Origin of the sequence: Sphingopyxis sp. OAS728 (genome assembly GCF_014873485.1) — a bacterium.
Classification (GTDB): domain Bacteria; phylum Pseudomonadota; class Alphaproteobacteria; order Sphingomonadales; family Sphingomonadaceae; genus Sphingopyxis.
Genome location: NZ_JADBDT010000001.1, coordinates 247,060 through 273,575 on the forward strand (window position 1 = coordinate 247,060; position 26,516 = coordinate 273,575).

Consider the following 26,516-nt stretch of genomic DNA (forward strand, 5'->3'; position numbering starts at 1 on the left):
ATGTCGTCACGTTGAAATATAACTAGGCGCCGATTCGCGCCTGCAAAGGGAAGAAGATATGCCTGAGCTGCCTCAGCGCCCGGCGAGCAATTTGCCGCCGCTGTCGCTTCATATCCCCGAACCGCGCTATCGCCCCGGCGATACCCCGGACTTCGGCGATATCGAAGTTCCCGCTGTCGAAGCGGCCCCGCGCCCGAGCGAAGCGACCAAGCCCGATGCGATGCGCGAACTGAGCTATGGCCTCGTTCGCGTGCTCGATTTCGACGGACAGGCGAAGGGGCAGTGGGATCCCAAGCTGTCTCCCGAGCGGCTGCGCGCGATGCTGCGCAACATGATGCTCACCCGCGCGTTCGACGACCGCATGTTCCGCGCGCAGCGGCAGGGCAAGACCAGCTTCTATATGAAGTGCACCGGCGAAGAGGCGACCTCGGTCGCGTCGACAATGGCGCTCGATCGCACCGACATGGTTTTTCCGAGCTATCGTCAGCAGGGCATCCTGATCACGCGCGACTATCCGCTGATCCAGATGATGAACCAGATCTATTCGAATCGCGGCGACCATCTGCTCGGCCGTCAGCTGCCGATCATGTATTCGGCGCCCGAGCATGGCTTCTTCAGCGTGTCGGGCAATCTCGCGACGCAATATCCGCAGGCGGTGGGCTGGGCGATGGCCTCGGCGTCGAAGGGCGACAGCCGGATTGCAACCGTATGGTGCGGCGAAGGCTCATCGGCCGAAGGCGACTTCCACTCGGCGCTGACCTTTGCGACCGTCTATAACGCGCCGGTGATCTTCAACGTCGTGAACAACCAGTGGGCGATCTCGAGCTTCTCGGGCTTTGCCGGCGGCGAGCGCACGACTTTCGCGGCGCGCGCCGTGGGTTATGGCATTGCAGGCCTCCGCATCGACGGCAACGATCCTCTGGCGGTTTATGCCGCGACGCAGTGGGCCGCCGACCGCGCCCGCACGAACAACGGCCCGACGCTGATCGAGCATTTCACCTATCGCAGCGAAGGTCACAGCACCTCGGACGATCCGAGCGCGTATCGCGCGGCGGATGAGGCAACCGCTTGGCCGCTCGGCGACCCGATCGCGCGGCTGCGTCAGCATCTTGAAACGATCGGCGAATGGGATGCCGAACGCCACGAAGCACAGGCGAAGGAACTCGACGAGCTCGTCAAGACGACCCAGAAACAATCCGAAAAGCTCGGCATCCTCGGCCACGGCATGCACCAGCCGTTCGAGACGATGTTCGAGGATGTTTTCGAAGAGATGCCTTGGCACCTCAAGGAACAATGCGATCAGATGCTCGCCGAGCGAGAGGCCAAGTTCGGCCCCAACTGGAAGCCCGAATGATGAGCGGCGATACCAAAACGATGAACATGATCGAGGCGATCAACAGCGCCATGGACGTCATGCTCGAACGCGATCCCAACACCGTCGTGATGGGCGAAGACGTCGGCTTTTTCGGCGGCGTGTTCCGCGCGACCGCGGGCCTCCAGAAAAAACACGGCAAGACGCGGGTGTTCGACACGCCGATCAACGAATGCGGGATCATCGGCGTGGCGGTCGGCATGGGCGCCTATGGCCTGCGTCCGGTCCCCGAGATCCAGTTCGCCGACTATATCTATCCGGGGCTCGACCAGCTCGTCAGCGAAGCGGCGCGCCTGCGCTATCGCTCGGCAGCCGACTATATCTGCCCGATGACGGTGCGCACGCCGTTCGGGGGCGGCATTTTCGGCGGGCAGACGCACAGTCAGTCGCCCGAGAGCATCATGACCCACATCTGCGGCGTGAAGACGGTGATCCCGTCGAACCCCTATGATGCCAAGGGCCTGCTGATCGCGGCGATCGAGGATAATGACCCCGTCGTCTTTCTCGAGCCCAAGCGCATCTATAACGGCCCGTTCAGTGGCTATTACGACCGTCCCGTCGAGCCCTGGTCGAAGCATGAGGCGAGCGCGGTGCCCGAGGGGCATTATCGCATCGAACTCGGCAAGGCCGCGACGGTGCGTTCGGGTGAGGCGCTCACCATCCTCGCCTATGGCACGATGGTCCATGTGACCAAGACGATCGTCGAGGAAATGGGCGTCGATGCCGAAATCATCGATCTGCGCACGCTGCTGCCGCTCGATATCGATGCGATCGAGACGTCGGTGAAAAAGACCGGCCGCTGCCTGATTATCCACGAAGCGACGCGCACCTCGGGCTTCGGCGCCGAACTCGCGGCGCTGGTGCAGGAGCGCTGCTTCTATCACCTCGAGGCGCCGGTCGAACGCGTCACCGGCTTCGATACGCCTTATCCGCATAGCCTTGAATGGGCCTATTTCCCCGGCCCGGTGCGCATCGCGACCGCGCTGACCAAGATTTTGAAGGACTGACGCCATGGCCCGTTATTCATTCCGTCTGCCCGACATCGGCGAAGGCATCGCCGAGGCCGAAATCGTCGCCTGGCACGTCAAGATCGGCGAGCGCGTCGAGGAAGATGCGCAGCTTGCCGACATGATGACCGACAAGGCGACCGTCGAAATGGAATCGCCCGTTTCGGGGATCGTCGTCGAACTGGCGGGCGAGGTCGGCGACCTGATCCCGATCGGATCGACGCTCGCGGTAATCGAGACCGATGGCGCCGAAGAGGATGGGGGCGATGTCGAGGCGCCGCCCGCAGACACGCCGGTCGAACGGGAAATCGTGGCGGAAACGCCGGGAGCCGAGGAAATCTCGGTGGCCGAAGTTGCTGCGCCTGCACCCGCCGCCGCTCCCGCGCCGACGCCCGCTCCGGCACCGGCACCGGCGCCCGTCGCTGCTGCCGATCATAGCCGCGCCGTGCTGGCGTCGCCGGCGGTGCGCGCCCGCGCCAAGGACCTCGGTGTCGACCTCGGCCAGGTTCAGGCCGAAGGCGACCGCATCCGCCATTCCGACCTCGACGCCTTCCTGCGCTACAGCGGCGGGCAGGGCTATCATGCGCCGGGCGCGAGCCGTGCCCGTGCCGACGAACCGATCAAGGTCATCGGCATGCGCCGCAAGATCGCCGAGAATATGGCGGCATCGAAGCGCGCGATCCCGCATTTCACCTATGTCGAAGAAATGGACGTCACCGCGCTCGAGGATATGCGCGCCGACCTCAACGCCAATCGCGGCGGCCGTCCGAAGCTGACGATGCTGCCCTTCCTGATCGTCGCGATCTGCCGCACCATCCCGCAATTCCCGATGATCAACGCGCGCTATGACGATGAGGGCGGTGTCGTGACGCGCTATGGCGCGGTGCATCTGGGCATGGCGACGCAGACCGACGCGGGCCTTATGGTTCCGGTGATCCGCGATGCGCAGGACAAGAATGTGTGGCAGCTCGCGAGCGAGATCACGCGCCTTGCCGAAGCGGCACGCACCGGTAAGGCGAAGGTCGAGGAATTGACCGGCGGTACGCTGACGGTCACATCGCTCGGTCCGCTCGGCGGGATTGCCACGACCCCGGTGATCAACCGTCCCGAGGTCGCGATCATCGGCCCGAACAAGATCGTCGAGCGGCCGGTATTCGACGGCGACGAAATTCGCCGCGCGAAACTGATGAACCTGTCGATCAGCTGCGACCACCGCGTCGTCGATGGCTGGGATGCGGCGAGCTACGTCCAGGCGCTCAAGAAGCTGATCGAAACGCCGGTCCTGCTGTTCGCTGACTGAGCTCAGCCAAATCCGCTCGTGTCGAGCGAAGTCGAGACACCCCGAAGGCGCGTGCTGACGATGGGCATCTCGACTTCGCTCGATGCGAACGGGTTTAGCGGTGGGTTTACAATTCCAGCCCCGCGAAACTCGTTTGATCGAACTTCAGCTTGAAGGTCACATAGGCGCCCGAGCGCGAGAAGCGCGCGTCCTCGAAATCGCGATCGTGGAAGCCCGCGAAATTATAGCCGAAGGTGATGTTCGCATTCGTCATCGGCGCCAGCGTCACCGTAGGGCCGCCCGCCCAGCTCACCGTATCGGCGTCGGTGCCGACACGCACGGTACCTGAAGCGCCGATGTCGACATGCTCGCCAAGGTTGAAGCGGAAATCGGCGCCGATCAGGTTCGACCAACCCTTCACATCATCGGCGCCGAAGCGATCGAAATTATAGCGCGTGCCCCAGAAGAGGCCGATCTCGGCGCGTTCGTACCAGCCTTCGCCGAAGCCACGGTCGCCGAGCGGCGTCCAGCTGACCGACAGGCTGTTGAGCAGGCGGCGGCTCGTCGCGTCGCCGTCGATCGTCAGCGTGCCGCCGATCGGGCCGGCTTCGCCCGCGATCGCATCACGCACCTTGTCCGAACGAAACTCACTCTTGTTGAGCCATGATACACGCGACGCCGCGGGGCGATGGGCCCAGCTCATCTCGAAATTGATGACCTCGGTTGTCGGTGTTGTGCCGGCGCCGCTCGCCTTGGCGTAAGTGAAGAGCGCGCCCAATGCCCGGCCTTCGCCGAGCTGGCGGAGGCCGCCGAGCGTCAGGCCGTAACGATTGGCGATTTCGCCATCGCGATATTCGGCGCGGCCCGTCAGCGTCCAGCGGTCGGCGCGATAGGTGGCGCCGGTGCTGATCGCGAGGAAATCCTCGGTTAGCGTGCCGTTGCCGCCGAGGAAGCCGCCCGACGCAACCGGCTGGTCGACATTGAGCACGTCGCGCGCGTTGATGCCGCCGATGGTGCGATTGCCGTCGACCGACACGTCGACCGACCAGCGCTCGCCGAGTTTCAACGACTGCGACAGGCCATAGGCCGCGAAGCTGCGAGGGCCATATTCGCCAATTTCCTGCTGGTTTGCGGTCGCGAGCAGCCGCGCGCCCGACCAGGGCGTCAGGTCGAAGCCGAGCCGGGCGGTGCGCGCCTTGATCGTGTCGCCATCGGCGATCTCGTAGCTGCCGACGAGGTTCACGTCGCGATTGATCGCATAACGTGCGCCGAGACGGTGTCGCGTCGGGAAATCGATGCTCGCGTCCTTGCCCCCGAGCGCGAATTCGGTTTGCGCGTCGAGTTCGAGACGCTTGTTAAATAGCCGCTGCGTCGCGCCGAGCTGGACGATGTTCGAACGGTTACGGCTGCCGTCGGTCAGGCGATCGTCGGCGTGCGTCAGTCCGGCGCGCGCGACACTGCTGCCATTGTCATATTCGACAAGCGCGCGCGCCGCGCGGCGACGCGCGTTGGTGTCGAGATAATCCTCCTGCCAGGCGCTGCCGGTGACCGAGAGGTTGCGGCTGGCCTTCAGGCGCGCATCGAAACCGAATTTGCGCGTGCCATTCTCGCTGCTGTTGAGCTGGCCGGTGCCGAAACCCGCCTCGCGTTCGCGGACATAGGCGAGGAAGTCGGCGTTGCTGCTGTGATGCTCGGCCTCGATCAGCCATGCCTTGGCAGTGCCGTCGGCAGTCGTGCCGCCGTTGGTCGCCTTGGCATCGCTCACCGCCAGTTCGGCACGGACCTCGGTTTCGATCGTCGGGCGATAGCGTGCATCGACGCCGCCGAGGTTGGTCTTGGCGTTGCCATCCTCGTCATGGATGAAGGTCGCACCGACGCGGAGTTTTTCGTCGTTCGACTGATAGCTCACCCGGCCGCCGGCGTTGAGCACGCGCTGCCCCACACCGTCGACCTCATATTCGGCGACGATGAACTGCGGGTCTAGGTTCGACGAGCGGCTGAGCACCGGCTCGCGGAAGCGGATCGTGCCCGACAGATAATCGATGTCATAGTCGACATGGCGCGACAGGCTGACGCTGTCGACGATGCGCTCGCTATGCAGCCGGTCGCGCGTCTCGATCACGATCCGCTCGCTATTCGGCAATATGTCCTTCGCGCCGAGCTGATACGGACCGGTGAGGCCGTTGCCCTGGATCTCGTCGCGGCGGAAACGATATGGCGTGTCGGCGACGAAGGCGGTCGCCGCGACATTGCGGCCGCGATACTCCGCTTTGCCGCCGTTGAGCGCACGCTGGTAGCGCGCGAGTTCGGGTTCCGAGATCCCCGTCTCGATGTCGCCGAACATCGCATAAAATTGCGGGCGTTCGAGACGCAGGTAGAGCTTGCGCACCGACGCGGCATCATAGCGCGTCTCGTTGCGGTCGGCGTAGATGGTGTAATAGGCGCGCGGATCGATCACGCCGCCGAACCGGGCGTCATCCTTGTCCTTGTCGCTGTCATACGCCAGCGTCATCAGCCATTTGCCGCGCACGCGGCCCTTGGCATAGAGCGCGAGGCGCGCGTCGGCGTTAAGATCGCCCGTCGTCTCGGCCACCGGTTCCATCCGGTCGTCGAGCGTGTTGTAGCCGAGCGTGCCCGCAGCAAAGCCGACGACGGTCCACGGACGATTGCCCGGATCGAGCCAGGTTTCGATCGTCTGTTTGCGCGTCACCTTGTCGTCGCGGAAGGTGAAATCCATCGCAAGCGTGCCCGACGCGGTCGTCGGTTCGAGCTCGATATAGGCGATGCCGTCGTCGCCATCGATCTTCCACACCGGCTGTGCACGTTCGAGGCCCGCGAGCTGACGCGCCTGCTGCGCATCGGCTTCGACCGCCGGATAATAGGGGGCGGGGACACTGAAGTCGCCCGTCAGGCCGGCGCGGATCGGCTTGCCGTCGCGGTCGGTCAGGCGCACCGCGATGACGGGGCGCGTGACACCATCGGCGACCAGCACCGACTTTTCGCGGATCAGCGATGCGCGCATCGGGGTGATCGAATAATGGACGTTGCGCTCGAGCGTTTCGACGATGGCGCCGCCGGCATCCTTCACCTCGGCGACGAGGCTGTTTTCGCCCTCGCGGATTTCGAGGCCGCGCCACAGGCTGACAGCGACGGTGCCGTCGGCCGACTTGCTAATGCCTTCGAAGGTCAGTGCGTCGGCGGGCTTGCCGTTGACGCGCAGCGACACCGTCTGCCCCGGCGCATGCTTCACCGCCGCGCGGATGGCCTTGGCGCGGGGGTTATGATCGATATCGGGGAACAGCCAGCCGATGCCAGGAGCTTGCCCCGCGAGCCAGTCGCGATTGGCGCCGGCAGCGTCGGGATCGCTGAGGTGCGTTGGTGCCGCGATGGCGACTTTGTGAGGAGCGGCGCGCGGTGCGCTGGCGACGGCGCGGAAGTCGGCGCGCTTCAGCGCACCGCCGCGGCCTTCAACGAAGCGCGAAATCGCGCTGCCCGCGCTCTGCGTCGAGCGTGTACAGTCGATCGGCTCGCGGTCGAGCGGCATCGTCGACGGATCGATCTGCACGACATGCAGGCCGGGGCGCACGCCTTCGAAATGATAGCGGCCATCCTCGTCGGTGACGGTGTAGCTGCCGTCCTGCAGCATGACGCGGACGCCCATGATGCCATCGGCCTTGCCTGGATCGACGCTGCAGCCGCCGTCGGTGATGCGGCCGATGATCGTCATCCGGTCGCCAAGCTGGTCGCGTTTGATCGCGATCGTCGCTTCGGCGATATTGCTCGTCGACCCGCGATTGTCGGTGGCGGTCGCGCGGTTAAGCGCATTGCCCGGCTGCGCCGACACGATAACCTCGGCGAGATAGGTGAGCAGCACAGACCGCGACGCCGCGATCGTGGGCAGGGTGACGGCGAACTCGCGACCATTGGCCTGGACAGCGGCGTCGACGCGCACGCCGTCGACCCGCACCGTATCGGCACGCAGGCGCATGCCGGGAGGCAGCACGTCGCGCACGGTCACCGCACCGGTGTTGCGGCGCGTGTCGCGGTTGGCGACCTCGATACGATATTGGATCACGTCGCCGGGCACCGCGACCTGCGTCGAGGTCGTCTTGCGCAGGATCAGCGGCAGGCCCGGCTGGTCGACCGGAATGTCGACGCGGACGGGCGCGGGGCTGTTGAGCGTGAACGGATTGCCATAGCTCGCGCCAGTGATCGTGAATGGCAGGCCGTCGTCGGGGCGGCGCAGGCCCGCGAGGTCGGCGGCGCTCGATTTCGATGGTGCGGTATAAGGCGCCGGCGGCGCGACGATCAGGCGATAGGTGCCCGGCGCGACAAAGGGGAAGCGATAGTCGCCCGGCGGGAAGTTGTATGTGGTGCCGCCCGCATCGATGACGGGTTGGCCCGTGATCACGCTCGACGGATATGCGGAGACGCCATCGTCGCCGAACACCTGCGCGGGCTGGCCGGTCGCGGCGTCGACGATCGTCACGCGGCTTCCGGCAACGGGCGCACCGTCGCCGCTGTCGAACACGATACCGAACGGATCGACGAGGAAGTTGATGGTCGCAAGCGCGACCAGGCTGGCGTTCGCCTGATCGGTCACGCGCAGCGTCAACGGCGCGCCGGCGTTGACCGACAGGCGGCAATCGCCCTGCGCGACGGCGGGCGGGACGCCGATCGTATTGATGATGCCAACGAATTCGCCGCTGTTGTTCGCGGTCTCGGTCAGGATGATCGACTCGCGGTCGCCATTTTCGAGCTCGAGCACGACGGGCAGGGTGTCACGCGCCTGCGGATCGGCGTTGGCCGATGCAAGCGTGACCCCGACGACCAGCACTTCGCCGGCGCGGAAATTGTCGGTGCTTTGCAGCGACGCGGGGGCAATCGAAATGCCTTCGTAAACGCCGCCGAGCGGGATGGTGCTCGTTGCGCTGCGGGCGACCGTGCTGGTGCATTGCGTAGGCGCGAGCGGCACCGGCTTGTTGCCACCACCATTGGTCAGCCGATAGGTCGTGATCGTCGGCGGCTGCGGCGGACGCGCGGTCACCGTCACGTCGACGCGGTTCGACAGCGCCTGACCGGGCTGCCCGTCATGCGTCCACTGCGCCGAAGCCGTGTTCGTGATCACCTGCGCATTCGCCGGGGTCGCGGGCAGCAGCGCTGCCGCGACCAGGGCGGTCACAAGGCCGGAAAATTTCGTGCGGAACGCCATTTCAGCTCCGAAAGGAGCAGCGGGAGACGGTTTTTGGGCGTCACCCGCTGCTCCGTCGGTTTTCCGGTCAGTTGACGGTCGCGCGGAAGACGAGCGTGCTGGTGGCGCCCGCCGCGATCGACGCGATCGTCCCCGACACGTTCGGCGCGGCATAGCTGCCGCCCGCCGTGCCGTTGAAATCGCACGTGCCGCTGGGCACGGTACCCGTGTAGGTGCCGCCGAGCAGGATCGAGCCCGCAACGAAGGTCAACTGGCCGGGAACCGCATCGTTGATCGCCACCGAGGTCGCTGCCGCGCCGCCACTGTTACTGACAGCGATGCAATATTCGACCACCGCACCCGGGATCAGCTTCGGATTCGTCGTGTTATTGAACGGATCCGAGATGACGCTGCTGCTCTTCGCAACCGCGAGGGTCGCCGTCTGCACGGTATAATCGTCATTGTCGCTGTGCGAACCGTCGCGAGCGACATCGCCGGCTACACCTGCGATGTCGGCAAAGACCGTGTCCTTGCCTGCGGTGTTGGCGCCGGTGGTCTCGGTGATCGCCGCACCCTGCGTGCCGGCAAGCCCGCCCTCGCGCGCCGTGGCTCGCAAGGTGACGCCCGCGACGGCGCCGTTGACCACGGCAGGAACGGCGGCGGTCGTCGGAATATCTGCGACGACGAACAGGCGGATTGCCGTATCGACGACAAGTTCGTCGACATAGCCGGTGAGCAGCGTGTCACCGACATCCCAACTTCCGACGGTGCCGGTGACGGTGTTGTCGCGGTAAATGCGGACGTTGTTCGCATTGAACGTGTCGGTGCCGCCGTGCGCGGCGGTGCCGCCCGTGATCTGCGTTGCGACGAGCGCGAAATCGAGCACTTCGTTCGAGCTGTTGGTCAGCTGGAACGTCGTCACCGCATTCGCCTGTCCGGGCACGACGCTGGTCGTGACCGTCCCCACCTCTTCGACAAGCAGGTTGATCTTGCGGTCGACGGTGAAATTGTTCGACGCCGTCTGCTGTCCCTGCGCGACGCCACCGACCTGATAGTCGACGGTGGCGGTATTCGTGATCGTGGTGCCCGCGGTCGTTCCAGCGGCAAAAGCCGGCGTGGCGGCGACGCTCGAAAGCGCCGCCAGACCGATGACACCCATATAAGTCAGCTTGCTGGTCATAGCTGAGCTCCTGGGCTTTATGTTGGTTGCCGTTTCCCCACCGCTGGCAACCGTTAAGCGGTTTTATTTATTCAATTATTTTACAACTCCCCGAAACATGAGCTTACCCGTTCCGCCGACCGGAATCGGTTTCTGGAAAGCCCAGCGAACATGTGTGACATCGGCGGGCTGCGCCGGACGGCGTGAGCCGTCGGTCATCGGAATGGTGAGGTCGGAAAGCAGTCCCCACTGCTTGCCGCCATCGACCGAAACCAATGGGCTGGTGTCGCCAGCGTCCGCAAAACGGACCGCGGCGGGCATCGGGTTGGTGATCACGAACTTGTCGGCGGGCTGCGCGCCGGCGTTGCGATAGTTGAGCACGAATACGAGCCGGTCGCCGGGAACGACGACCTTCGGTTCTTCGAGCAGGATCTTCTGCTTGCCTTGCGCGTCGACCGACACGCGCTCGACGAACACATTATTGTCGAGCGCGACCTGGTTCGCGGCGAGCGCCTGACCCGGCGTCAACGCGGCAAGAAGAAGGAAAAGGGCGGTGCGCATGCGCATCTCCATCATTGGATCGTGGTTCGGAAGGTGACGGTGCGGGTCTGGCCGCCGGCGACGGTGCCGAGTGCGACGTTGATCCGCGTGCCGTTGTAATCGCCCGCGTCGGCGTCGGCCGCATCGGACAGTCCGCTGCCGCCGAGCGTGATCGAGCCGGGGACATAGCTGGTGTCCGCGGGGATATTGTCGGTGATCGCAAGACCGCTGACCGAACCGCTGCCCGCGACCGTGGCAACGATCGTGTAAGTGATCGTCGCACCCGGGATCGGGTCAGCGGTGCCGAGCGAATTGGTCACCACCGCCGACTTGACGAGCGTCACGGTTGCCGCAGACACGACGAAGGCCCCTGCATCCTGCCCGTCGGCGCCGGTCGAGCCGACAACGGCGTCGCCGCCGCCTTCGCCTTGACCCGCAAAGCTGTAGCCGGGCGCGCCGGTGCCCGTTTTTGCTGCCGCGACGAGGCTGACTATACCGCGGTTGCCGTCGACCACCGTTCCCGGCGTCGTCGCGAGGACAAAGACGGTGATGCTCTGGTCGGGGTTGAGCGAGGGGTCGTTCGCGCCCGCCGTATAAAGCGTGTCGGTGCTCGCATCGAAAACGCCGTCGCCATTGTCGAGATAGATTTGCGTGACGACGGGGTCGTAATTGTCGCCGCCCGCGTTCGCGATCGTCGTAAGGCCAAAAGCTTCGACGCCATTGCCATTGTTGGTCACCGAGAAAGTCAGCACCTGACCCGTCGCGCCCGGCGTCGTCGGAACGTCGGCCGGGTTGCTCGAATCGACCGTGACATCGAGCAATTCGTCAACGAGCAGGTCGACGCGGTTCGAATCGATCGTCGTCGGGCCGCCGCCGGTATCGTAGCTCGCGCTCGCGGTGTTGCTGATGGTCGAGCCGGCACGCGTGCCGGCGGCTTCAGCCTGCGTAGGCAGCGCGAACGCGGCCAGCAGCGCGAAAATGGAACAAGAGGGTAGAAGCTGATGCTTCGCGCCCCCCACAGGCGCTTTCATCATCACTTTGGCTCCGAAAAGGTTGGTCCTTGGAGCCCTCAGTCGACGATAAAGGGTAATTTCTGGTTAAAAAGCAGGAAGAAAGACACGTTTTGATCCAGATGGGGACACTATGGGCTCGGCATTCGTCACAAAACGGGGCGGCTGGCGCGAAAAGATAAGCACGCGTAAGGTGATGCGGTTAACGAGGAGAGCAGGGGTGGCGGACGACACGGGGAGCAGGGACACGCGTCCGCCGCGCGTCAATCCGCTCCACCAGATCGAAATCGACGATTTTCGCCGCGACCGGCTTCTTGCCGCGCTCGCATTGATTTTTGGTGCCAGCTTTTGCCTTGGGTTGCCCTTCGCGCTGCAGGCGGGCGCCGAGTTCTTTTTGCCGCTGACCGCCGCGATCGTCATCGCGATCGCGCTGGTGCCGTTGCTCGAATGGCTCGAGCGTCGCGGGTTGCCTTCGGCGCTCGCCGCTTTTCTCGCGCTCGCCACCTTCCTGGCGATCATCAACGCCGCGCTCGCGATCATCGTTGTTCCTGCAACGGGCTGGTTTGCGCGGCTTCCCGATTCGATCCCGCGCATCCAGAGCAATCTGGCGCCGCTGATCGATTTCTATTCGACGCTGCAACGCTTTGTCGACCGAACCCTGATGTCGGTTGCCAGCGGGACCGAGGCAACCGCGCAGGCGGTGGCGGCGACCGCGCCGACCTCGGTTGTCGACTATTTCATCTCGTCGGCGCCGGCCGCCGCGATCCAGCTGTTTTTCGCGGTGCTCGTGATCTTCTTCTTCCTGTCGGGCTGGACGCGGCTGCGCAAGGGCACGATTCGCCGGCGCGGCAGCTTCGACGGCGCGATGCAGACCGCGCGTGTGATCCAGAATGTCGTCGATGCGACCGCCGACTATCTGGCGACGATCACGATGATCAACGCGATTCTCGGTCTGACGGTTTCGCTGCTGCTCTGGGCGCTGGGGATGCCGTCGCCCTTCATGTGGGGCGGGATCGTCAGTATCTGCAATTTCGTACCCTATCTGGGGCCGATCGTCGCGGCGGTGCTGCTCGGGCTTGGCGGACTGATGACCTTCGATGCGGTCGGGCTCGCTCTGCTACCGGCGACGATCTTCATCGGCGTCCATCTGGTCGAGGCGAATCTCGTTACGCCGCTCGTGCTCGGCAAGCGCCTGACGATCAATCCATTGCTGATTCTTGTGTCGCTGAGCTTCTGGGGATGGGTGTGGGGCACGCCGGGCGCGCTGTTGGCGGTACCGCTGCTGCTTATCCTGCAGACGGTGCTGGCATCGACGGGAACCCCCGATCTGGCGGGTTTCCTCTTCGAACATGGCACGTTGACGACGACCGACGACGTGCGTGATCGATTAAATCGCACGCAGGACGAAAGCGACGGTTGACAGGTCGGGGCGAGGGCCATATTGGCGCGGCTCCCAAGCACACGCGGGTGTAGCTCAGTTGGTTAGAGTGCCGGCCTGTCACGCCGGAGGTCGCGGGTTCGAGCCCCGTCACTCGCGCCATTCCTTCCATTTTCGGACGGAATGGCCACCGCGTCTTGGGACCATTCCATCACTGGAAATCAGGAATATGGCGCGGCGCTTCAGCCGCGCCATTTCCCCAATTCCATCCAGCGCAGCAGCGGCTTCAGCGGGAGGATCCAGACAATCCCCGCCGCGAGATAGAACACCGCCTGCACCAGCACCGGCCACGTACCGACCCATGGTGACAGGCTGACGACAATCGCCGTCCACCCCGCGATCAGCGCAAGGATGAGGAACATACCTGCGGGCTTGCGCCAGCTCGGCTGCGGCCCGGGTGGTATCTGGCTCACAAACGGTCTCCACAAAGGATGAATTCTTGTTCGGTCAGGATCGCGTCGAGGGCGATGTCGGTCGATTCGCGGGGCGCTCTGTCGATTTCCTGCACTGACCAGCCGATCCCGATCCGTAATGCATCGGGGTGCGCGGTGAAATAACGGTCATAATGCCCGCCACCCTGACCGATCCGGCCGCCCTGGCGGTCGAAACCGATGAGTGGACAGAATATCAGGTCGGGATTCGCCAAGGGCGAATCGCCGTTCGGCTGCTGCGTGCCCCACGGCCCTTTCACGAGGTCTTCGTCCGGTCGCCAGCGACGAAAGTCCATCGTTTCGACGCGGGCAGCATGGTGGGGCAGGGCAAGCGCGCCGGCTTCGGCGACGCTCGCGAACATCGGCAGGATATCGGGTTCGTCGCCCCATGCGGCATAGGCACCGACGATAGCATGATCGGCGAGAAGCTCGGACAGCGGCGCGGGGAGCACGCGAAAGGCCGCCAGTTGCGCCATGCCGTCGAGATTCGCGGCGAAATGTCGCCGCCGAAAGCGGAGCCGTTCGCGCAATTTCTGCTTTTGCTGGACCAGATCGGCGGACAAGTCGGTCATCGCCTCCCCTGGGACTTGGTGAATCGGTTGGCGGGCCCGCCGAGGTCGTTTGCTGGAAACTCCTCTGACGCCAGTAACGTCAGGTGGGGACCATGTACGTCGGACCAGGGTCCGGGCAGGGACAGCCCCCTAGGATGATGTATCGCCTCAGGGATTTTCGCAAAAGCTCGTGCCGGGCAGTACCCGCCACCCCCTATGTAGGGCGGCGGACCCGGTTGCTCAAGGGAGTTGCTCGACTTTCGCGGCCAGGGCCTCGATGCGGTCGGCGATTTGCAGAAGCGCGCGGTTGTTCGACGGATTGGCCGAAGGTGCCGGCGCCGGCGCGTTCTGGTGCGCCATTTCCAATTGCTTAAGCGCCGCCTGCTCGCGCGAAACCGCGGCGCGCAACTCGTCGCGTGCCGCCGCCTCACGGCTTTCGGCGAGCGCCACCGCGGCACGGAGCGAATCGGATTGGGGCTCGGACTTCTCTATCTTGCCCTTCGCCTCTTGTGCGTCGTCGGCCAGCATCAACGCGGCGAAAAGCAGTTGGCGGACTTCGGTCCCCCCCGCCATCGCGCGCGCTTTTTCGTCGACGACGGCGGCGAGCTGGACCAGCTGGCTTTCCTGCCCGTCCTCGCAATGCAGGTCATAGGGGCGCCCCGCGATCGTGAGTTTCACGTCAGCCACGTTTGGCCTCCGCAATCAGCAGGTCGAGTTCCCCGATCACGGCTGCAACCTCGGCCTTCAGCGCAGACTGGTCGGCAGCGGGAGGCGTGGTGGCCGATTCGGGGCGGTTCGCACGATCGGCGAGCGCCTTTTCGATGCGGCTGAGCGCGCGTTCGATACGGCCGATGGCCAGGCTGGATTCGTCGAGATCGAGTTCCATGCCCATGGGTTAGCAGTGCGGGGGAGGGGGTGCAATTGCCGTGTCGGTCCAAAATGCGCGGATTTTCCGTCACGGGCGGTTGACTCCTGCCCCCACCCCCGCAAAGGGCTGTCCGCATCCGATCCGGGCGTACCGTCCGGACCAATCCCAACCTTTCCGGGGGACCAATGACACTGCCCGAACGTCAGCTCGCCAACGCAATCCGCGCGCTTTCGATGGATGCCGTACAGGCCGCGAACAGCGGCCATCCGGGGATGCCCATGGGCATGGCCGACGTCGCGACGGTCCTCTATTCGGACTATCTGAAATTCGATCCCGCAGATCCCAAATGGGCCGATCGCGACCGATTCGTTCTGTCGGCGGGCCATGGCTCGATGCTCGCTTATGCGACGCTGCACCTTGCCGGCTATGCGCGCCCGACGCTGGGCGACATCCGCAATTTCCGTCAGCTGCACAGCCCGTGCGCCGGGCATCCCGAGAATTTCGAGCTTGAAGGCATCGAGACGACGACCGGCCCGCTGGGGCAGGGCCTCGCCACCGCGGTCGGCATGGCGATCGCCGAACGGCACCTCAACGCGCTCTATGGCGACGATCTTGTCGATCATCGCACATATGTCATCGCGGGCGACGGGTGTCTGATGGAGGGCATCAATCACGAAGCCATTGGTTTAGCTGGACATTTGCAGCTTGAGCGCCTGACCGTGCTGTGGGACGACAACAAGATCACGATCGACGGGTCGACCGACCTGTCGACGAGCGAAGACATTGCGGCGCGCTATGCCGCGACCGGCTGGCATGTCGAAAGCTGCGACGGGCACGACCCCGCCGATATCCGCCGCGCGATCGACGCCGCGCTCGCCGATCCGCGCCCGTCGCTGATCGCGTGCCGCACCGTCATCGGTTTCGGCGCCCCGAACAAGCAGGGCACCTCGGCAACGCACGGTTCGCCGCTCGGCGCCGACGAAGTCGCCGCGGCGCGCGAGGAACTGGGCTGGACCGCCGAACCTTTCGTCATTCCCGCCGACATCGCGTCGGCGTGGGCTGCCTTCGGCGAGAAGGGCAAGGCACTTCATGCCGAATGGAATGATCGCCTCGCAAATAGCGACAAGAAAAGCGAATTTGAGGGCCGGCTGAACGGCAAGGTCGTTCCGGGCGACGCCTTCAAAGCCTATCTCGACGGCCTCGTCGCCGAACCGCCGAAGGTTGCAACGCGCAAGGCGTCCGAGAATACGCTGACCGCGCTGACCGCCGATATCGGCGCGCTCGTTGGCGGCAGCGCCGACCTCACCGGTTCGAACAACACCAAGACGTCGTCGACCAAGCCGCTGACGAAGAATGATTATTCGGGCCGTTATATCTATTACGGCATCCGCGAGTTCGGCATGGCGGCCGCGATGAACGGCATGGCGCTGCACGGCGGCGTCGTCCCGTACGGCGGCACCTTCCTCGTATTCGCCGATTATTGCCGCGCCGCGATCCGCCTGTCGGCGCTCCAGCAGCAGCGCGTCGTCTATGTGATGACGCACGACAGCATCGGGCTTGGCGAAGACGGCCCGACGCACCAGCCGATCGAGCATCTCCAGTCGCTGCGCGCGATGCCGAACCTGCTCGTGATGCGGCCCGCCGACGCGGTCGAGACCGCCGAATGCTGGGCGCTCGCGCTGGCGCAGGAAAGCCGGCCGTCGCTGCTCGCGCTGACGCGCCAGAACCTCCCGCCGCTGCGCCATGACGTCAGCGAAAATCTTTGCGCGAAAGGCGGTTACCGCCTTCGCGGCGCCTCGGCTGCGCGCAAGGTCGTGCTCGTTGCGACGGGTTCGGAAGTGTCGCTCGCGATCGAAGTCGCCGACAAGCTCGAGGCTGCAGGTCATGGCGCCGACGTCGTCTCGATGGTCTCGACCGAACTTTTCGATGAACAGACCGCCGCTTATCAGTCCGATATTCTGCCCGACGATGCGCTGATCGTGTCGATCGAGGCGGGCACGACTTTCGGCTGGGAACGCTATACCGGACGCCATGGCCTGCGCTTCGGCATCGACAGCTTCGGCGCCTCGGCCCCGATTGAAGACCTATTCAAGCATTTCGGCCTTACCGCCGATGCTATCACCCCCCAGATACTGGCGAAGCTCGGCAATTAAGGACCGGCTTACCCCACGCAGAAAGGACGTTTCGACATGGCAGTGAAGGTTGCAATCAACGGTTTCGGACGCATCGGCCGCAATGTGGCTCGCGCCATTCTGGAGCGCACCGACCATGACCTCGAACTGGTGTCGATCAACGATCTGGCCGACGCCAAGGCGAACGCCCGCCTGTTCCAGCGCGATTCGGTCCATGGGCCGTTCAACGGCACTGTCGAAGTCGATGGCAGCGACCTGATCGTAAACGGCAAGCGCATCCAGGTGACCGCCGAGCGCGATCCCGCCAAGCTGCCCCACGCCGCCAACGGGATCGACATCGCCCTGGAATGCACGGGCTTTTTCACCGACCGCAAGGGTGGTCAGGCGCATCTCGACGCCGGGGCCAAGCGCGTCCTGATCTCGGCTCCGGCCAAGGAAGTCGACCTGACCGTCGTCTATGGCGTGAACCATGACAAGATCGGCCCCGAGCATGTGATCGTCTCGAACGCGTCGTGCACCACCAACTGCCTGGCGCCGCTGGCCAAGGTGCTGCACGAGAAGATCGGGATCGAGCGCGGGCTGATGACCACGATCCACGCCTACACCAACGACCAGAAGATCCTCGATCAGATCCACTCGGACCCGCGCCGCGCCCGCGCCGCCGCGATGTCGATGATCCCAACGAGCACCGGCGCCGCCGTTGCCGTCGGCCTCGTTTTGCCCGAACTCAAGGGCAAGCTCGACGGCTCGTCGATCCGCGTCCCGACCCCCAATGTCTCGGTCGTCGACCTGACTTTCACGCCGCTACGCGACACCACGAAAGAAGAGGTCAACGCGCTGCTGAAGGAAGCCGCCGAGGGCGAACTCAAGGGCGTGCTCGGCTTTACCGACGAGCCGCTGGTCTCGATTGATTTCAACCACGATGCGCACAGCTCGACGATCGACAGCCTCGAAACCTCGGTCATCGACGGCAAGCTGGTGCGCGTGCTCAGCTGGTACGACAATGAATGGGGCTTCTCGAACCGCATGATCGACACCGCGGGCGTGATCGCCAAGTTCCTCTGAGCCGAAGGAAAACGTCGATGACCGCATTCAAGACCCTCGACGATATCGGTGACGTCACCGGCAAGCGCGTTCTCGTGCGCGTCGACCTCAACGTCCCGTTGTTCGAGGGTGCGGTCAGCGACGCGACGCGGATCCAGGCGGCGATGCCGACGATCCGTGAACTGTCGGACAAGGGCGCTATCGTCCTGCTGCTCGCGCATTTCGGGCGACCGAAGGGCGCGAAGAACCCGACACAGTCGCTAAGCCTCGTCATGGGCGGCGTCGAGGATGTGCTGGGCCATTCGGTCATGTTCATCCCCGAAGCCGTCGGCGAGGGCGCGAAAGCGGGTATCGCCGTACTCGCCGCGGGCGATGTCGCTGTGCTCGAAAACACGCGCTTCTATCCCGGCGAGGAAAAGAACGATCCGGCCTTTGCCGATGCTCTGGCCGAGATCGGCGATCTTTACGTCAACGACGCCTTTTCCGCGGCACACCGCGCGCATGGCTCGACCGAAGGCATTGCGCACCGTTTGCCGGCTTACGCGGGCCGCGCCATGGAGGCCGAACTCAAGGCGCTCGATGCCGCGCTCGGCAATCCCGCGCATCCGGTTGCCGCGGTCGTCGGCGGCGCCAAGGTGTCGAGCAAGATCGACGTGCTCCGCAACCTCGTCAGCAAGGTCGATCATCTGATCATCGGCGGCGGCATGGCGAATACTTTCCTCGCCGCGCGCGGGGTCGATGTCGGCAAGTCGCTGTGCGAGCATGACCTGGTCGATACCGCCAATGCGATCTTCGACGCAGCCGACGCTGCGGGCTGCACGATCCATCTGCCCTATGACGTCGTGGTGTCGAAGGAATTCGCGCCGAACCCGCCGACGCGCACGGTCAACGTGCACGAGGTCGCGGCCGACGAAATGATCCTCGACGTCGGCCCCGCCGCGGTCGAGGCGCTCGCCGATGTGCTCAAGAATTGCCGCACGCTCGTCTGGAACGGCCCGCTCGGCGCGTTCGAGACGCCGCCGTTCGACACCGCGACCGTCGCGCTGGCGAAGACTGCTGCAGCGCTGACGCGCGAAGGTTCGCTGATCTCGGTCGCGGGTGGCGGCGATACCGTTGCCGCGCTCAACCATGCCGGCGTTGCCGGCGATTTCACCTTCGTTTCGACTGCCGGCGGCGCCTTCCTCGAATGGATGGAAGGCAAGCCGTTGCCGGGCGTCGACGCGCTGAAGGCCTAGGCTTTTCCACCGCATTGCATCCCGCCGACGGGGCCGCTATGCGCACCGCGACATACGTATGCAAACAACCGGAGATCCTATGACCACCGTCCATGCCGCCATGCTCGACCAGATCAAATCGGGGCAGGGCTTCATCGCCGCACTCGACCAGAGCGGCGGTTCGACGCCCAAGGCATTGAAGGGTTACGGGATCGAAGCCGACGCTTTCTCGAACGACGAGGAAATGTTCGGCCTGATCCACGATATGCGCAGCCGCATCGTCACCGCACCCTGCTTCAACGGCGACAAGGTGATCGGCGCGATCCTGTTCGAGCGCACGATGGACGGCGAAGCCGGCGGCAAGCCCGTTCCGTCGCTGCTCTGGGAACGCGGCGTCGTGCCGTTTCTGAAGGTCGACAAGGGGCTCGAAGATCAGGCTGACGGCGTCCAGTTGATGAAGGCCAACCCGGGCCTCGACGAACTCTGCGAGCGTGCGGTCGCGAAGGGCGTTTTCGGCACCAAGATGCGCAGCGTCGTCAATCTTGCAAATGCAAAGGGCGTGAAAGCGATCGTCGAACAGCAGTTCGCCGAAGCCAAGCGCATCGCGGCGCACGGTCTTGTTCCGATCATCGAGCCCGAAGTGAACATCAAGAGCCCCGAGCGCGACGCGGCGGACCGCCTGTTGCAGAAGGAACTGCTCGCGGCGCTCGACGCCTGGACCGGCGCGCCGGTGATGCTCAAGCTCTCCCTGCCGACCGAAGCAGGTTTGTTCCAGCCGCTCGTGGATCATCCCAAGGTGCTGCGCGTCGTCGCGCTGTCGGGTGGTTTCGCGCGCCCCGAGGCGTGCGTCGAGCTGGCCAAGAATCCCGGCATCATCGCGAGCTTCAGCCGCGCTTTGCTCGAAGACCTGCGCCACCAGATGAGCGATGAGGAATTCAACGCGTCGCTGGGCAAAGCGATCAACGAAATTCACGCGGCCTCCGTGGCCTGAAGTGATGGGAGAGAGGTGGCAAGCCGTCGACGATTATATCGCCGGCAAATTGCTGGGCGCGGACGACGTGCTTGCCACCACCCTCGCGAACAATGAAAAACAGGGCCTGCCGCCGATCGATGTGTCGGAGACGCAGGGCAAGATGCTGTTCCTGCTCGCGCAGATCGCGGGCGCACGGCGTATCCTAGAGGTCGGCACGCTCGGTGGCTACTCGACGATCTGGCTTGCGCGGGCGCTGAGCGAGGACGGATCGCTCGTGACGCTCGAACTCGAAGCGCATCATGCGCGCGTTGCGCAAGCGAATCTGGAAGCTGCCGGATTGGCCGACAAGGTCGATATCCGCGTTGGTCCGGCGGTCGAAAGCCTGGCGGCGATGACCGCTGAGACGCCCTTCGATCTGGTTTTCATCGACGCCGACAAACAGAGCAATGTCCGCTACGTCGAAGAGGCCATCCGCCTCGGTCGCCCCGGCACGACGATCATCGTCGATAATGTCGTGCGCGAAGGCGGGGTGCTGGAGGCGGGCAGCGACGACGAACGCATCGTCGGTACGCGCGCGCTTTTCGACATGCTGAACGCCAATCACCGCCTCGACGCGACCGCCATCCAGACGGTCGGCGCCAAGGGCTGGGACGGGTTCGTGCTGGCGCGGGTGCTTTAAAGCCCGCCCGCGAAGCGGAACGAGAAGCGGTAATCCGACGGCTTGATCGTCACATTGGTCATCTTTTCGGGTCGCACCGATTCGAGCGTGAACTGGCCGTCGGCCAGCTGGACGGGCTCACCGAGCGTCGCTTCGAACGGCTGCTTCTCGCCATTGCCGCGAATCCACACCATCTTCACCCGCACACGGCCCGCCCACACGCAGCGCGCGTTCATCGGGCAGCGGCTGTCCTCGATCACTTCGACCGGCTGGACAAGCGGACCATCGACATAGGCCTTCTGGCCGAGCGCGACGTCGCTGCCGTCGGGCAGCGGCGCGCCGCGCGTCGTGGCGCAGGCGGAAAGGGCGAGGGCGGCGGGGAGGGCGATGATCGCGAGGCGGTGTATGTTCTGCATTTGCCCGCCTGTGACGTCGCCGCTATGAACGCGCCATGAAAGCACCGACCTGCCAACTTTATCTCATTTCGCCGCTCGACGTCGGCGGCGATTTTCCGGATCGGCTCGCCGAAGCGCTGGGCGCCGGACCCGTTGCTGCGTTCCAGTTTCGCGTCAAGGACATCGATCAGCATGAGGCGGCGCGGCTTGCCGAGCCGTTGCAGGCGTTATGCGCCGCGCACGAGGTGGCGTTTATCGTCAATGACGACGTCGCGCTGGCCAAGCGGCTGGACGCCGATGGCGTCCATCTAGGGCAGGACGACGGCGATCCGAAGGAAGCGCGCAAGATATTGGGGCCGCAGGCGCAGATCGGCGTGACTTGTCACGCAAGCCGCCACCTCGCGATGGAAGCGGGCGAGGCGGGCGCCGATTATGTCGCATTTGGCGCCTTCTTCCCGACGACGACCAAGACGGTCGAGCATCACGCCGACCCCGAAATCCTCGAATGGTGGCAGGGTATGTTCGAACTGCCGTGCGTCGCGATCGGCGGAATTACCGTCGAAAATGCGCCGGTGCTGATCGAAGCGGGCGCCGATTTCCTTGCGGTGTCGGGCGGCGTCTGGGCATATCCCGAAGGACCGGCGGCCGCAGTGCGCGCATTCGGCGCTCTCCTCGACGATCAACCCGCTGGGTAATCGCGCCCCGGCGTTTTCGGAGCATCCTTCGACACCCGCGGCGCCGCCGCATCCTTGCGCCAGCCAAAAAGGCCGGCGCAAGGCGCCCCGCGCGACGAAGTTGCTGCGTTGCCGCGCGGAGGCGGCGGGGTAAGATCCGAAAGATCGATACTCATCATGGCGGCTGATATGGCGTTGATGTCGCACGTCATATTGGACCGTTGCGTCAAAAGCATATCGGCTCGTCGCTTTTGGCGTTTTGATCCAACCGGCTTCGGCTCGTGGCTTTTCGCTTGCACTGTGTGCGGGCCGCCGCAAGACAGCGGGCGGGGAGAATGTTGATGACCGATACCACCACGCCGACCTCGCGCGGACGCGAACTGACGATCCGCGCGATTGTACTCGGCGGCATATTGACGCTGATGTTCACCGCGGCGAACGTCTATCTGGGGCTGAAGGTCGGGCTGACCTTTGCAACCTCGATTCCCGCGGCGGTGATTTCGATGGCGCTGCTGCGCTATATGGCCGGATCGACGATCCTCGAGAATAATATCGTCCAGACGATCGCGAGCGCCGCGGGCACGCTGGCGGCGATCATCTTCGTGCTCCCGGGCCTCGTCATGGTCGGCTATTGGCAGGGCTTTCCAATGCTGGAGACCACCGCGATCACGATGCTCGGCGGCATTTTGGGCGTGCTCTTTTCGGTGCCGCTGCGCCGCGCGCTGGTGGTCGAATCGGACCTTCCCTATCCCGAAGGCCGCGCGGCCGCCGAAGTGCTGCAGGTGGGCGCTGCCAGCGCCGAGGGTGCCGAGGAAAATCGCGCTGGGCTGTCGGCCTTGCTGTGGAACAGCATCGTCGCCGCCGTCTTTACCCTGATGACCCAGATGAAACTTGCAGGCGCAGAAGTCGCGCGCTGGTTTGCGGTCGGCAGCGGCGCGACGGGGGTCGCGGGCGGGCTTGCCTTCGCGCTGTTCGGCGTCGGGCATCTCGTTGGCCTGTCGGTCGGCATGGCGCAGCTTGTCGGGATGGTCACCGGCTGGTGGGTGTTGCTCCCGATCCTGACGCAGGGCGGGACAGGCGATGCCGAGACGCTGGCGAACACCGTATTTCGCGCCGACGTCCGTTTCTTTGGCGCGGGTGTAATTGCGATCGCGGCGATCTGGACGCTGATCAAGATTGCGGGGCCGGTCATCGGTGGCATCCGCTCGGCGATGGCGGCGAGCCGCGCGCGGCAGGGCGGGCAGACGCTGGCGATCGAGGAACAGGATATCTCGATCAACTGGGTGTTCGGCGGATCGTTGGCGCTGATGCTGCCGATCGGCTGGCTGCTCTGGACCGTGCTCGCGGGCGGACCGCTCGCCGGATCGGCGATGATCCTCATCGCGGGCGCGCTGCTCTTCATCATTGTGATCGGGCTGATGATCGCGTCGGTCACCGGCTATATGGCGGGGCTGATCGGTGCGTCGAACTCGCCGGTATCGGGAATCGGCATCCTCGCGATCATCGCGTCGTCGCTGCTCCTGCTCGGCCTGCTCGGTCGGGGCGGCGGCGAGGAAGAAGTCGCCGCGATGGTCGCCTATGCGCTGATCGTTACCGGCCTGGTGTTCGGTATCGCGACGATTTCGAACGACAACCTCCAGGATTTGAAGACCGGCCAGCTCGTCGGTGCGACGCCGTGGAAGCAGCAGGTCGCGCTGATCATCGGCGTGATTTTCGGCTCGCTCGTCGTCCCGCCGGTGCTCAATGTGCTCAACGAGACCGTTGGCTTTGTCGGCGTCCCCGGTGCGGGGCCCGAAGCGCTGGCGGCGCCGCAGGCGGGGCTGATTTCGTCGCTGGCTAAGGGCGTGCTCGGCGGCGACCTCAACTGGACGATGCTCGGTTATGGCGTGCTCGCGGGAATCGGCTTCATCATCGTCGACGCGCTGCTCGGCCGCGCGGGCAAGCTGCGGCTCCCGCCCTTGGCCATCGGGATCGGTATCTACCTGCCGATGGCGGTGATCCTGCCCGTCGTGATCGGCGCGATTGGCGGCTGGTTCTATGATCGCTGGGCATCGAAGCGCCCGAACGCGAGCTTCGCGCATCGCATGGGCGTGCTGACCGCAACGGGAATGATCGTCGGCGAAAGCTTGCTCGGCGTCTTTTACGCCGGCACCGTCTATGTGACCGACAATGACGCGCCGCTGGCGATAACCGGCGACGGCTATGCGCCCTATGCGCCGTGGGTCGGGCTGACCCTGTTCGTTGTGCTTGTATGGGCCAGCTATCGGCGCACGCGCCGCCTTGTCGTCGCGACGCCCTGACTTGCTCTTCGCCGCGCACGCGGCTAAAGGCGCGCTCCTGTGACCGGCATATCACGATATGCCGGCGGCTCTTTCCATCCTTGAACTGTGAGTGTGCGCGATGAAAATCACCGGCGTTGAAATCCGTCCCGGCAATATTATCGAATATGAAGGTGGCATCTGGAAGGTCACCAAGATCCAGCACACCCAGCCGGGCAAGGGCGGCGCCTATATGCAGGTCGAAGCCAAGAACCTCATCGACGGGCGCAAGCTCAACAACCGTTTCCGCAGCGCCGACACGGTCGAAAAGGTCCGCCTCGACACCAAGGATTTCCAGTTCCTTTATGCCGAGGGCGACGACCTGGTGTTCATGGACAAGGACAGCTTCGAGCAGATCAACATCGGCAAGGACGTCGTCGGCGAAGCACATGAATTCCTGCAGGACGGCATGGACGTCGTGCTCGAACTTTGGGAAGAGCGCCCGATCTCGGTCGAACTGCCCGAAACGATCGAAGCGACGATCGTCGAGGCCGATGCGGTGGTGAAGGGGCAGACTGCCTCGTCGTCGTACAAGCCCGCGATCCTCGACAATGGTGTGCGCGTGATGGTGCCGCCGCACATCACGAGCGGAACGAAGATCGTCGTGCATGTGTACGACCGCGAATATGTCCGCCGCGCCGACTGATTAAGTTCCCCTCCCGCTTGCGGGACGGGTTAGGGGAGGGCGTGTCGAGGGACGCGTCGCTCCCCTGAAGAAACAATCCCTCCCCCGACCCCTCCCGTAAGCGGGAGGGGGGAGATATTATCATGGCCGTATCAGGCATCATCACCGTTATGGAACGCGCCGCGCGCAAGGCCGGCACGAAGCTGCGCCGCGACTTCGGCGAGATCGAGCATCTGCAGGTTTCGCAAAAGGGCCCCGCGGACTTCGTTTCGAAGGCCGATCAGGCTGCCGAGCGCACGCTCTATGACGAGCTCGGCCGCGATCGTCCGGGCTGGGGCTTTGTGCTCGAAGAAGGCGGGATTATCGAAGGCGAGCCCGGCAAGCCGCGCTTCATCATCGATCCGCTCGACGGCACCTCGAACTTCCTCCACGCGATCCCGCATTTCGCGATCTCGATCGCGGTGCAGGAACCCAAGCCCGGCGGCGGCTGGGGCGACGTCACCGCGGCGCTCGTCTATCAGCCGATCACCGACGAAAGCTATTGGGCCGAACGCGGCCGTGGCGCCTGGCTGCACGACCGCCGCCTGCGCGTCGCGTCGCGCCGCCACCTCAACGAATGCCTCATCTCGACCGGCATCCCGTACATGGGCCACGGCAATATGGCGCAGTGGAGCCGCATTTTCGGTGCAGTTGCACCCGAAGTCGCCGGCATCCGCCGTTTCGGCGCCGCCAGCCTCGACCTCGCATGGGTCGCCGCAGGCCGTTACGACGGTTTCTGGGAAAGCGACCTGCAGGTCTGGGACGTCGCCGCGGGCATGCTGCTCGTTCGCGAAGCCGGCGGCTTCGTCAGCGATTTTCGTGGTGGTGACCGCGCGATCGAGCGCAGCGAATTCATCGCCGGCAGCGCCGCGGTGCATTCGAAGCTGCAGAAGCTCGTCGCGGGCGCGCTCCGCAACGCCTGATAATCTTGCGCCCTCCCCGTGCAGGGGAGGGCCGCAATCTCATTTCTCGAAAACATACTCGCGGAAGCTGTCCATCAGCGACGCCCAGGTGTTGAAGGTCTCACCGACATTCTCGCGCGGGATGCCCTGGAAATCGAGATCGACGTCCATTTCGAGCACCGGATCGCCCTCGTCGTCCTTGTAGGCGCGGGCGAAGCGCTTGTCCTTGTTCCACTTGTTGAGCTTGTCGAGCGAGACGCCCTTCGCGTCGCTGAACCCCATATAATATTGCAGCGTCTTGCACTTCTTGCCCTCTTCGCAGTTCATGAAGAGGACGAGGAATTTGAGGCCGTTGCGATTGCTTTCGAGATAGGGATCGTCGCCGGCCTTGCTGACCAGTGTCGCGGGCCAACCCTGCGACTCGAGAATCGCCTTGATCGTTGCGGGATTCGACGCGTTGATCAGTTCGGCTTGGGCCGGAGTCGCCGAGAAAAGCGCGGCGCCGGCCAAGGCGATCGCGGCGCGAGTGGTCATTGGTCCCATGGAAGCTCCCTTTATCGAAGTTGCGCCCCGAAAGCGCAGCACACCGACCCTTTTTGCGTGGCCTATCACAGCGATAGGGGCTGTCACCAGCGGCCTTTGTGCTTTTGGTCACGCAGGATACGAAAATCCTGCCCGCGGTGCTTGCGACACGCG

At 64.6% G+C, this 26,516-nt stretch carries 23 protein-coding genes and 1 tRNA gene; 14 read left to right on the forward strand and 10 right to left on the reverse strand.

Annotated features, from left to right (window positions below; all coding sequences use genetic code 11):
* The first annotated feature begins 58 nt into the window (after positions 1–58).
* Genes GGC65_RS01260 through GGC65_RS01270 form a run of 3 tightly spaced genes read left to right on the forward strand, consistent with a single transcriptional unit; the run spans position 59 to position 3,679 of the window.
* Positions 59–1,354: a 3-methyl-2-oxobutanoate dehydrogenase (2-methylpropanoyl-transferring) subunit alpha gene (locus GGC65_RS01260; RefSeq protein ID WP_192645503.1), complete on the forward strand. Its 1,296-nt coding sequence runs from the start codon at positions 59–61 to the stop codon at positions 1,352–1,354.
* On the forward strand, positions 1,354–2,379 hold the full coding sequence (locus GGC65_RS01265) for an alpha-ketoacid dehydrogenase subunit beta (protein WP_192645504.1): 1,026 nt from the start codon (positions 1,354–1,356) through the stop codon (positions 2,377–2,379). Before GGC65_RS01260 ends, GGC65_RS01265 begins: the two co-directional genes overlap by 1 nt.
* Before the next feature lie 4 nt (positions 2,380–2,383).
* Positions 2,384–3,679, forward strand: coding sequence for a dihydrolipoamide acetyltransferase family protein (locus tag GGC65_RS01270; RefSeq protein WP_192645505.1), 1,296 nt, complete (start codon positions 2,384–2,386; stop codon positions 3,677–3,679).
* A gap of 106 nt (positions 3,680–3,785) precedes the next feature.
* On the opposite strand, the gene GGC65_RS01275 is transcribed toward GGC65_RS01270, so the two are convergent.
* The 4 genes from GGC65_RS01275 to GGC65_RS01290 all read right to left on the reverse strand — a co-directional run bounded on the left by GGC65_RS01275 (position 3,786) and on the right by GGC65_RS01290 (position 11,582).
* A complete protein-coding gene (locus GGC65_RS01275; RefSeq protein WP_318780104.1) occupies positions 3,786–8,840 on the reverse strand; it encodes a hypothetical protein in 5,055 nt (1,684 codons plus the stop codon).
* A 97-nt stretch (positions 8,841–8,937) separates the two neighbouring features.
* Entirely contained in the window at positions 8,938–10,029 is a 1,092-nt protein-coding gene (locus tag GGC65_RS01280; RefSeq protein ID WP_192645507.1) for a DUF11 domain-containing protein, read from the reverse strand.
* A gap of 75 nt (positions 10,030–10,104) precedes the next feature.
* A complete protein-coding gene (locus tag GGC65_RS01285) occupies positions 10,105–10,569 on the reverse strand; it encodes a hypothetical protein (protein ID WP_225940621.1) in 465 nt (154 codons plus the stop codon).
* Between the two features lie 11 nt (positions 10,570–10,580).
* Complete coding sequence (locus GGC65_RS01290; RefSeq protein ID WP_192645508.1) at positions 10,581–11,582, reverse strand: DUF11 domain-containing protein; 1,002 nt, start codon at positions 11,580–11,582, stop codon at positions 10,581–10,583.
* Positions 11,583–11,778: 196 nt separating this feature from the next.
* Between GGC65_RS01290 and GGC65_RS01295 the strand changes: the two genes are divergently transcribed.
* Entirely contained in the window at positions 11,779–12,978 is a 1,200-nt protein-coding gene (locus GGC65_RS01295) for an AI-2E family transporter (RefSeq protein ID WP_192645509.1), read from the forward strand.
* 43 nt (positions 12,979–13,021) lie between these two features.
* Positions 13,022–13,098 (forward strand) — tRNA-Asp (locus tag GGC65_RS01300).
* An 80-nt stretch (positions 13,099–13,178) separates the two neighbouring features.
* Here the strand turns inward: GGC65_RS01300 and GGC65_RS01305 are convergent.
* From GGC65_RS01305 to GGC65_RS01320, 4 genes are all read right to left on the reverse strand, one after another.
* The gene (locus GGC65_RS01305) at positions 13,179–13,409 is read right to left on the reverse strand and encodes a DUF2842 domain-containing protein (RefSeq protein ID WP_318780106.1); all 231 of its coding nucleotides are present in this window, start codon (positions 13,407–13,409) and stop codon (positions 13,179–13,181) included.
* Positions 13,406–13,999 carry a 5-formyltetrahydrofolate cyclo-ligase gene (locus GGC65_RS01310; protein ID WP_192645510.1) on the reverse strand — a complete coding sequence of 198 codons (594 nt, stop codon included), beginning with the start codon at positions 13,997–13,999 and terminating at the stop codon, positions 13,406–13,408. Before GGC65_RS01310 ends, GGC65_RS01305 begins: the two co-directional genes overlap by 4 nt.
* A 219-nt stretch (positions 14,000–14,218) precedes the next feature.
* A complete protein-coding gene (locus GGC65_RS01315; protein WP_192645511.1) occupies positions 14,219–14,665 on the reverse strand; it encodes a cell division protein ZapA in 447 nt (148 codons plus the stop codon).
* The gene (locus GGC65_RS01320) at positions 14,658–14,864 is read right to left on the reverse strand and encodes a hypothetical protein (protein WP_192645512.1); all 207 of its coding nucleotides are present in this window, start codon (positions 14,862–14,864) and stop codon (positions 14,658–14,660) included. Before GGC65_RS01320 ends, GGC65_RS01315 begins: the two co-directional genes overlap by 8 nt.
* Positions 14,865–15,031: 167 nt before the next feature.
* Between GGC65_RS01320 and tkt the strand changes: the two genes are divergently transcribed.
* The 5 genes from tkt to GGC65_RS01345 all read left to right on the forward strand — a co-directional run bounded on the left by tkt (position 15,032) and on the right by GGC65_RS01345 (position 20,888).
* A complete protein-coding gene (gene tkt / locus GGC65_RS01325; RefSeq protein ID WP_192645513.1) occupies positions 15,032–16,999 on the forward strand; it encodes a transketolase in 1,968 nt (655 codons plus the stop codon).
* A 36-nt stretch (positions 17,000–17,035) separates the two neighbouring features.
* Positions 17,036–18,043: a type I glyceraldehyde-3-phosphate dehydrogenase gene (gap, locus tag GGC65_RS01330; protein ID WP_192645514.1), complete on the forward strand. Its 1,008-nt coding sequence runs from the start codon at positions 17,036–17,038 to the stop codon at positions 18,041–18,043.
* Between the two features lie 17 nt (positions 18,044–18,060).
* Positions 18,061–19,257, forward strand: coding sequence for a phosphoglycerate kinase (locus GGC65_RS01335; RefSeq protein ID WP_192645515.1), 1,197 nt, complete (start codon positions 18,061–18,063; stop codon positions 19,255–19,257).
* Between the two features lie 100 nt (positions 19,258–19,357).
* Positions 19,358–20,227, forward strand: coding sequence for a fructose bisphosphate aldolase (locus GGC65_RS01340; protein ID WP_192649340.1), 870 nt, complete (start codon positions 19,358–19,360; stop codon positions 20,225–20,227).
* A gap of 4 nt (positions 20,228–20,231) precedes the next feature.
* A complete protein-coding gene (locus GGC65_RS01345; protein ID WP_192645516.1) occupies positions 20,232–20,888 on the forward strand; it encodes an O-methyltransferase in 657 nt (218 codons plus the stop codon).
* Here GGC65_RS01345 and GGC65_RS01350 read toward each other — a convergent pair.
* Entirely contained in the window at positions 20,885–21,283 is a 399-nt protein-coding gene (locus GGC65_RS01350) for a hypothetical protein (RefSeq protein ID WP_225940623.1), read from the reverse strand. The genes GGC65_RS01345 and GGC65_RS01350 overlap by 4 nt on opposite strands.
* Before the next feature lie 35 nt (positions 21,284–21,318).
* Between GGC65_RS01350 and thiE the strand changes: the two genes are divergently transcribed.
* The 4 genes from thiE to GGC65_RS01370 all read left to right on the forward strand — a co-directional run bounded on the left by thiE (position 21,319) and on the right by GGC65_RS01370 (position 25,841).
* Positions 21,319–21,957, forward strand: coding sequence for a thiamine phosphate synthase (gene thiE / locus GGC65_RS01355; protein ID WP_192645517.1), 639 nt, complete (start codon positions 21,319–21,321; stop codon positions 21,955–21,957).
* Between the two features lie 320 nt (positions 21,958–22,277).
* On the forward strand, positions 22,278–24,236 hold the full coding sequence (locus tag GGC65_RS01360; protein WP_192645518.1) for an OPT family oligopeptide transporter: 1,959 nt from the start codon (positions 22,278–22,280) through the stop codon (positions 24,234–24,236).
* 100 nt (positions 24,237–24,336) lie between these two features.
* The gene (gene efp / locus GGC65_RS01365; protein WP_192645519.1) at positions 24,337–24,900 is read left to right on the forward strand and encodes an elongation factor P; all 564 of its coding nucleotides are present in this window, start codon (positions 24,337–24,339) and stop codon (positions 24,898–24,900) included.
* A 122-nt stretch (positions 24,901–25,022) separates the two neighbouring features.
* Entirely contained in the window at positions 25,023–25,841 is an 819-nt protein-coding gene (locus tag GGC65_RS01370) for an inositol monophosphatase family protein (RefSeq protein WP_225940624.1), read from the forward strand.
* A gap of 39 nt (positions 25,842–25,880) precedes the next feature.
* On the opposite strand, the gene GGC65_RS01375 is transcribed toward GGC65_RS01370, so the two are convergent.
* Positions 25,881–26,354 carry a YbjN domain-containing protein gene (locus tag GGC65_RS01375; protein WP_225940625.1) on the reverse strand — a complete coding sequence of 158 codons (474 nt, stop codon included), beginning with the start codon at positions 26,352–26,354 and terminating at the stop codon, positions 25,881–25,883.
* Positions 26,355–26,516: the final 162 nt, after the last annotated feature.

Bases quoted from the DNA above. Each gene is read 5' to 3' on its own strand.
- GGC65_RS01260 (WP_192645503.1), top strand. From the start codon at position 59: ATGCCTGAGCTGCCTCAGCGCCCGGCGAGCAATTTGCCGCCGCTGTCG.
- GGC65_RS01265 (WP_192645504.1), top strand. From the start codon at position 1,354: ATGAGCGGCGATACCAAAACGATGAACATGATCGAGGCGATCAACAGC.
- GGC65_RS01270 (WP_192645505.1), top strand. From the start codon at position 2,384: ATGGCCCGTTATTCATTCCGTCTGCCCGACATCGGCGAAGGCATCGCC.
- GGC65_RS01280 (WP_192645507.1), bottom strand. From the start codon at position 10,029: ATGACCAGCAAGCTGACTTATATGGGTGTCATCGGTCTGGCGGCGCTT.
- GGC65_RS01285 (WP_225940621.1), bottom strand. From the start codon at position 10,569: ATGCGCACCGCCCTTTTCCTTCTTCTTGCCGCGTTGACGCCGGGTCAG.
- GGC65_RS01290 (WP_192645508.1), bottom strand. From the start codon at position 11,582: ATGATGAAAGCGCCTGTGGGGGGCGCGAAGCATCAGCTTCTACCCTCT.
- GGC65_RS01310 (WP_192645510.1), bottom strand. From the start codon at position 13,999: ATGACCGACTTGTCCGCCGATCTGGTCCAGCAAAAGCAGAAATTGCGC.
- GGC65_RS01320 (WP_192645512.1), bottom strand. From the start codon at position 14,864: ATGGAACTCGATCTCGACGAATCCAGCCTGGCCATCGGCCGTATCGAA.
- tkt (WP_192645513.1), top strand. From the start codon at position 15,032: ATGACACTGCCCGAACGTCAGCTCGCCAACGCAATCCGCGCGCTTTCG.
- gap (WP_192645514.1), top strand. From the start codon at position 17,036: ATGGCAGTGAAGGTTGCAATCAACGGTTTCGGACGCATCGGCCGCAAT.
- GGC65_RS01335 (WP_192645515.1), top strand. From the start codon at position 18,061: ATGACCGCATTCAAGACCCTCGACGATATCGGTGACGTCACCGGCAAG.
- GGC65_RS01340 (WP_192649340.1), top strand. From the start codon at position 19,358: ATGCTCGACCAGATCAAATCGGGGCAGGGCTTCATCGCCGCACTCGAC.
- GGC65_RS01345 (WP_192645516.1), top strand. From the start codon at position 20,232: ATGGGAGAGAGGTGGCAAGCCGTCGACGATTATATCGCCGGCAAATTG.
- GGC65_RS01350 (WP_225940623.1), bottom strand. From the start codon at position 21,283: ATGCAGAACATACACCGCCTCGCGATCATCGCCCTCCCCGCCGCCCTC.
- thiE (WP_192645517.1), top strand. From the start codon at position 21,319: ATGAAAGCACCGACCTGCCAACTTTATCTCATTTCGCCGCTCGACGTC.
- GGC65_RS01360 (WP_192645518.1), top strand. From the start codon at position 22,278: ATGACCGATACCACCACGCCGACCTCGCGCGGACGCGAACTGACGATC.
- efp (WP_192645519.1), top strand. From the start codon at position 24,337: ATGAAAATCACCGGCGTTGAAATCCGTCCCGGCAATATTATCGAATAT.
- GGC65_RS01370 (WP_225940624.1), top strand. From the start codon at position 25,023: ATGGCCGTATCAGGCATCATCACCGTTATGGAACGCGCCGCGCGCAAG.
- GGC65_RS01375 (WP_225940625.1), bottom strand. From the start codon at position 26,354: ATGACCACTCGCGCCGCGATCGCCTTGGCCGGCGCCGCGCTTTTCTCG.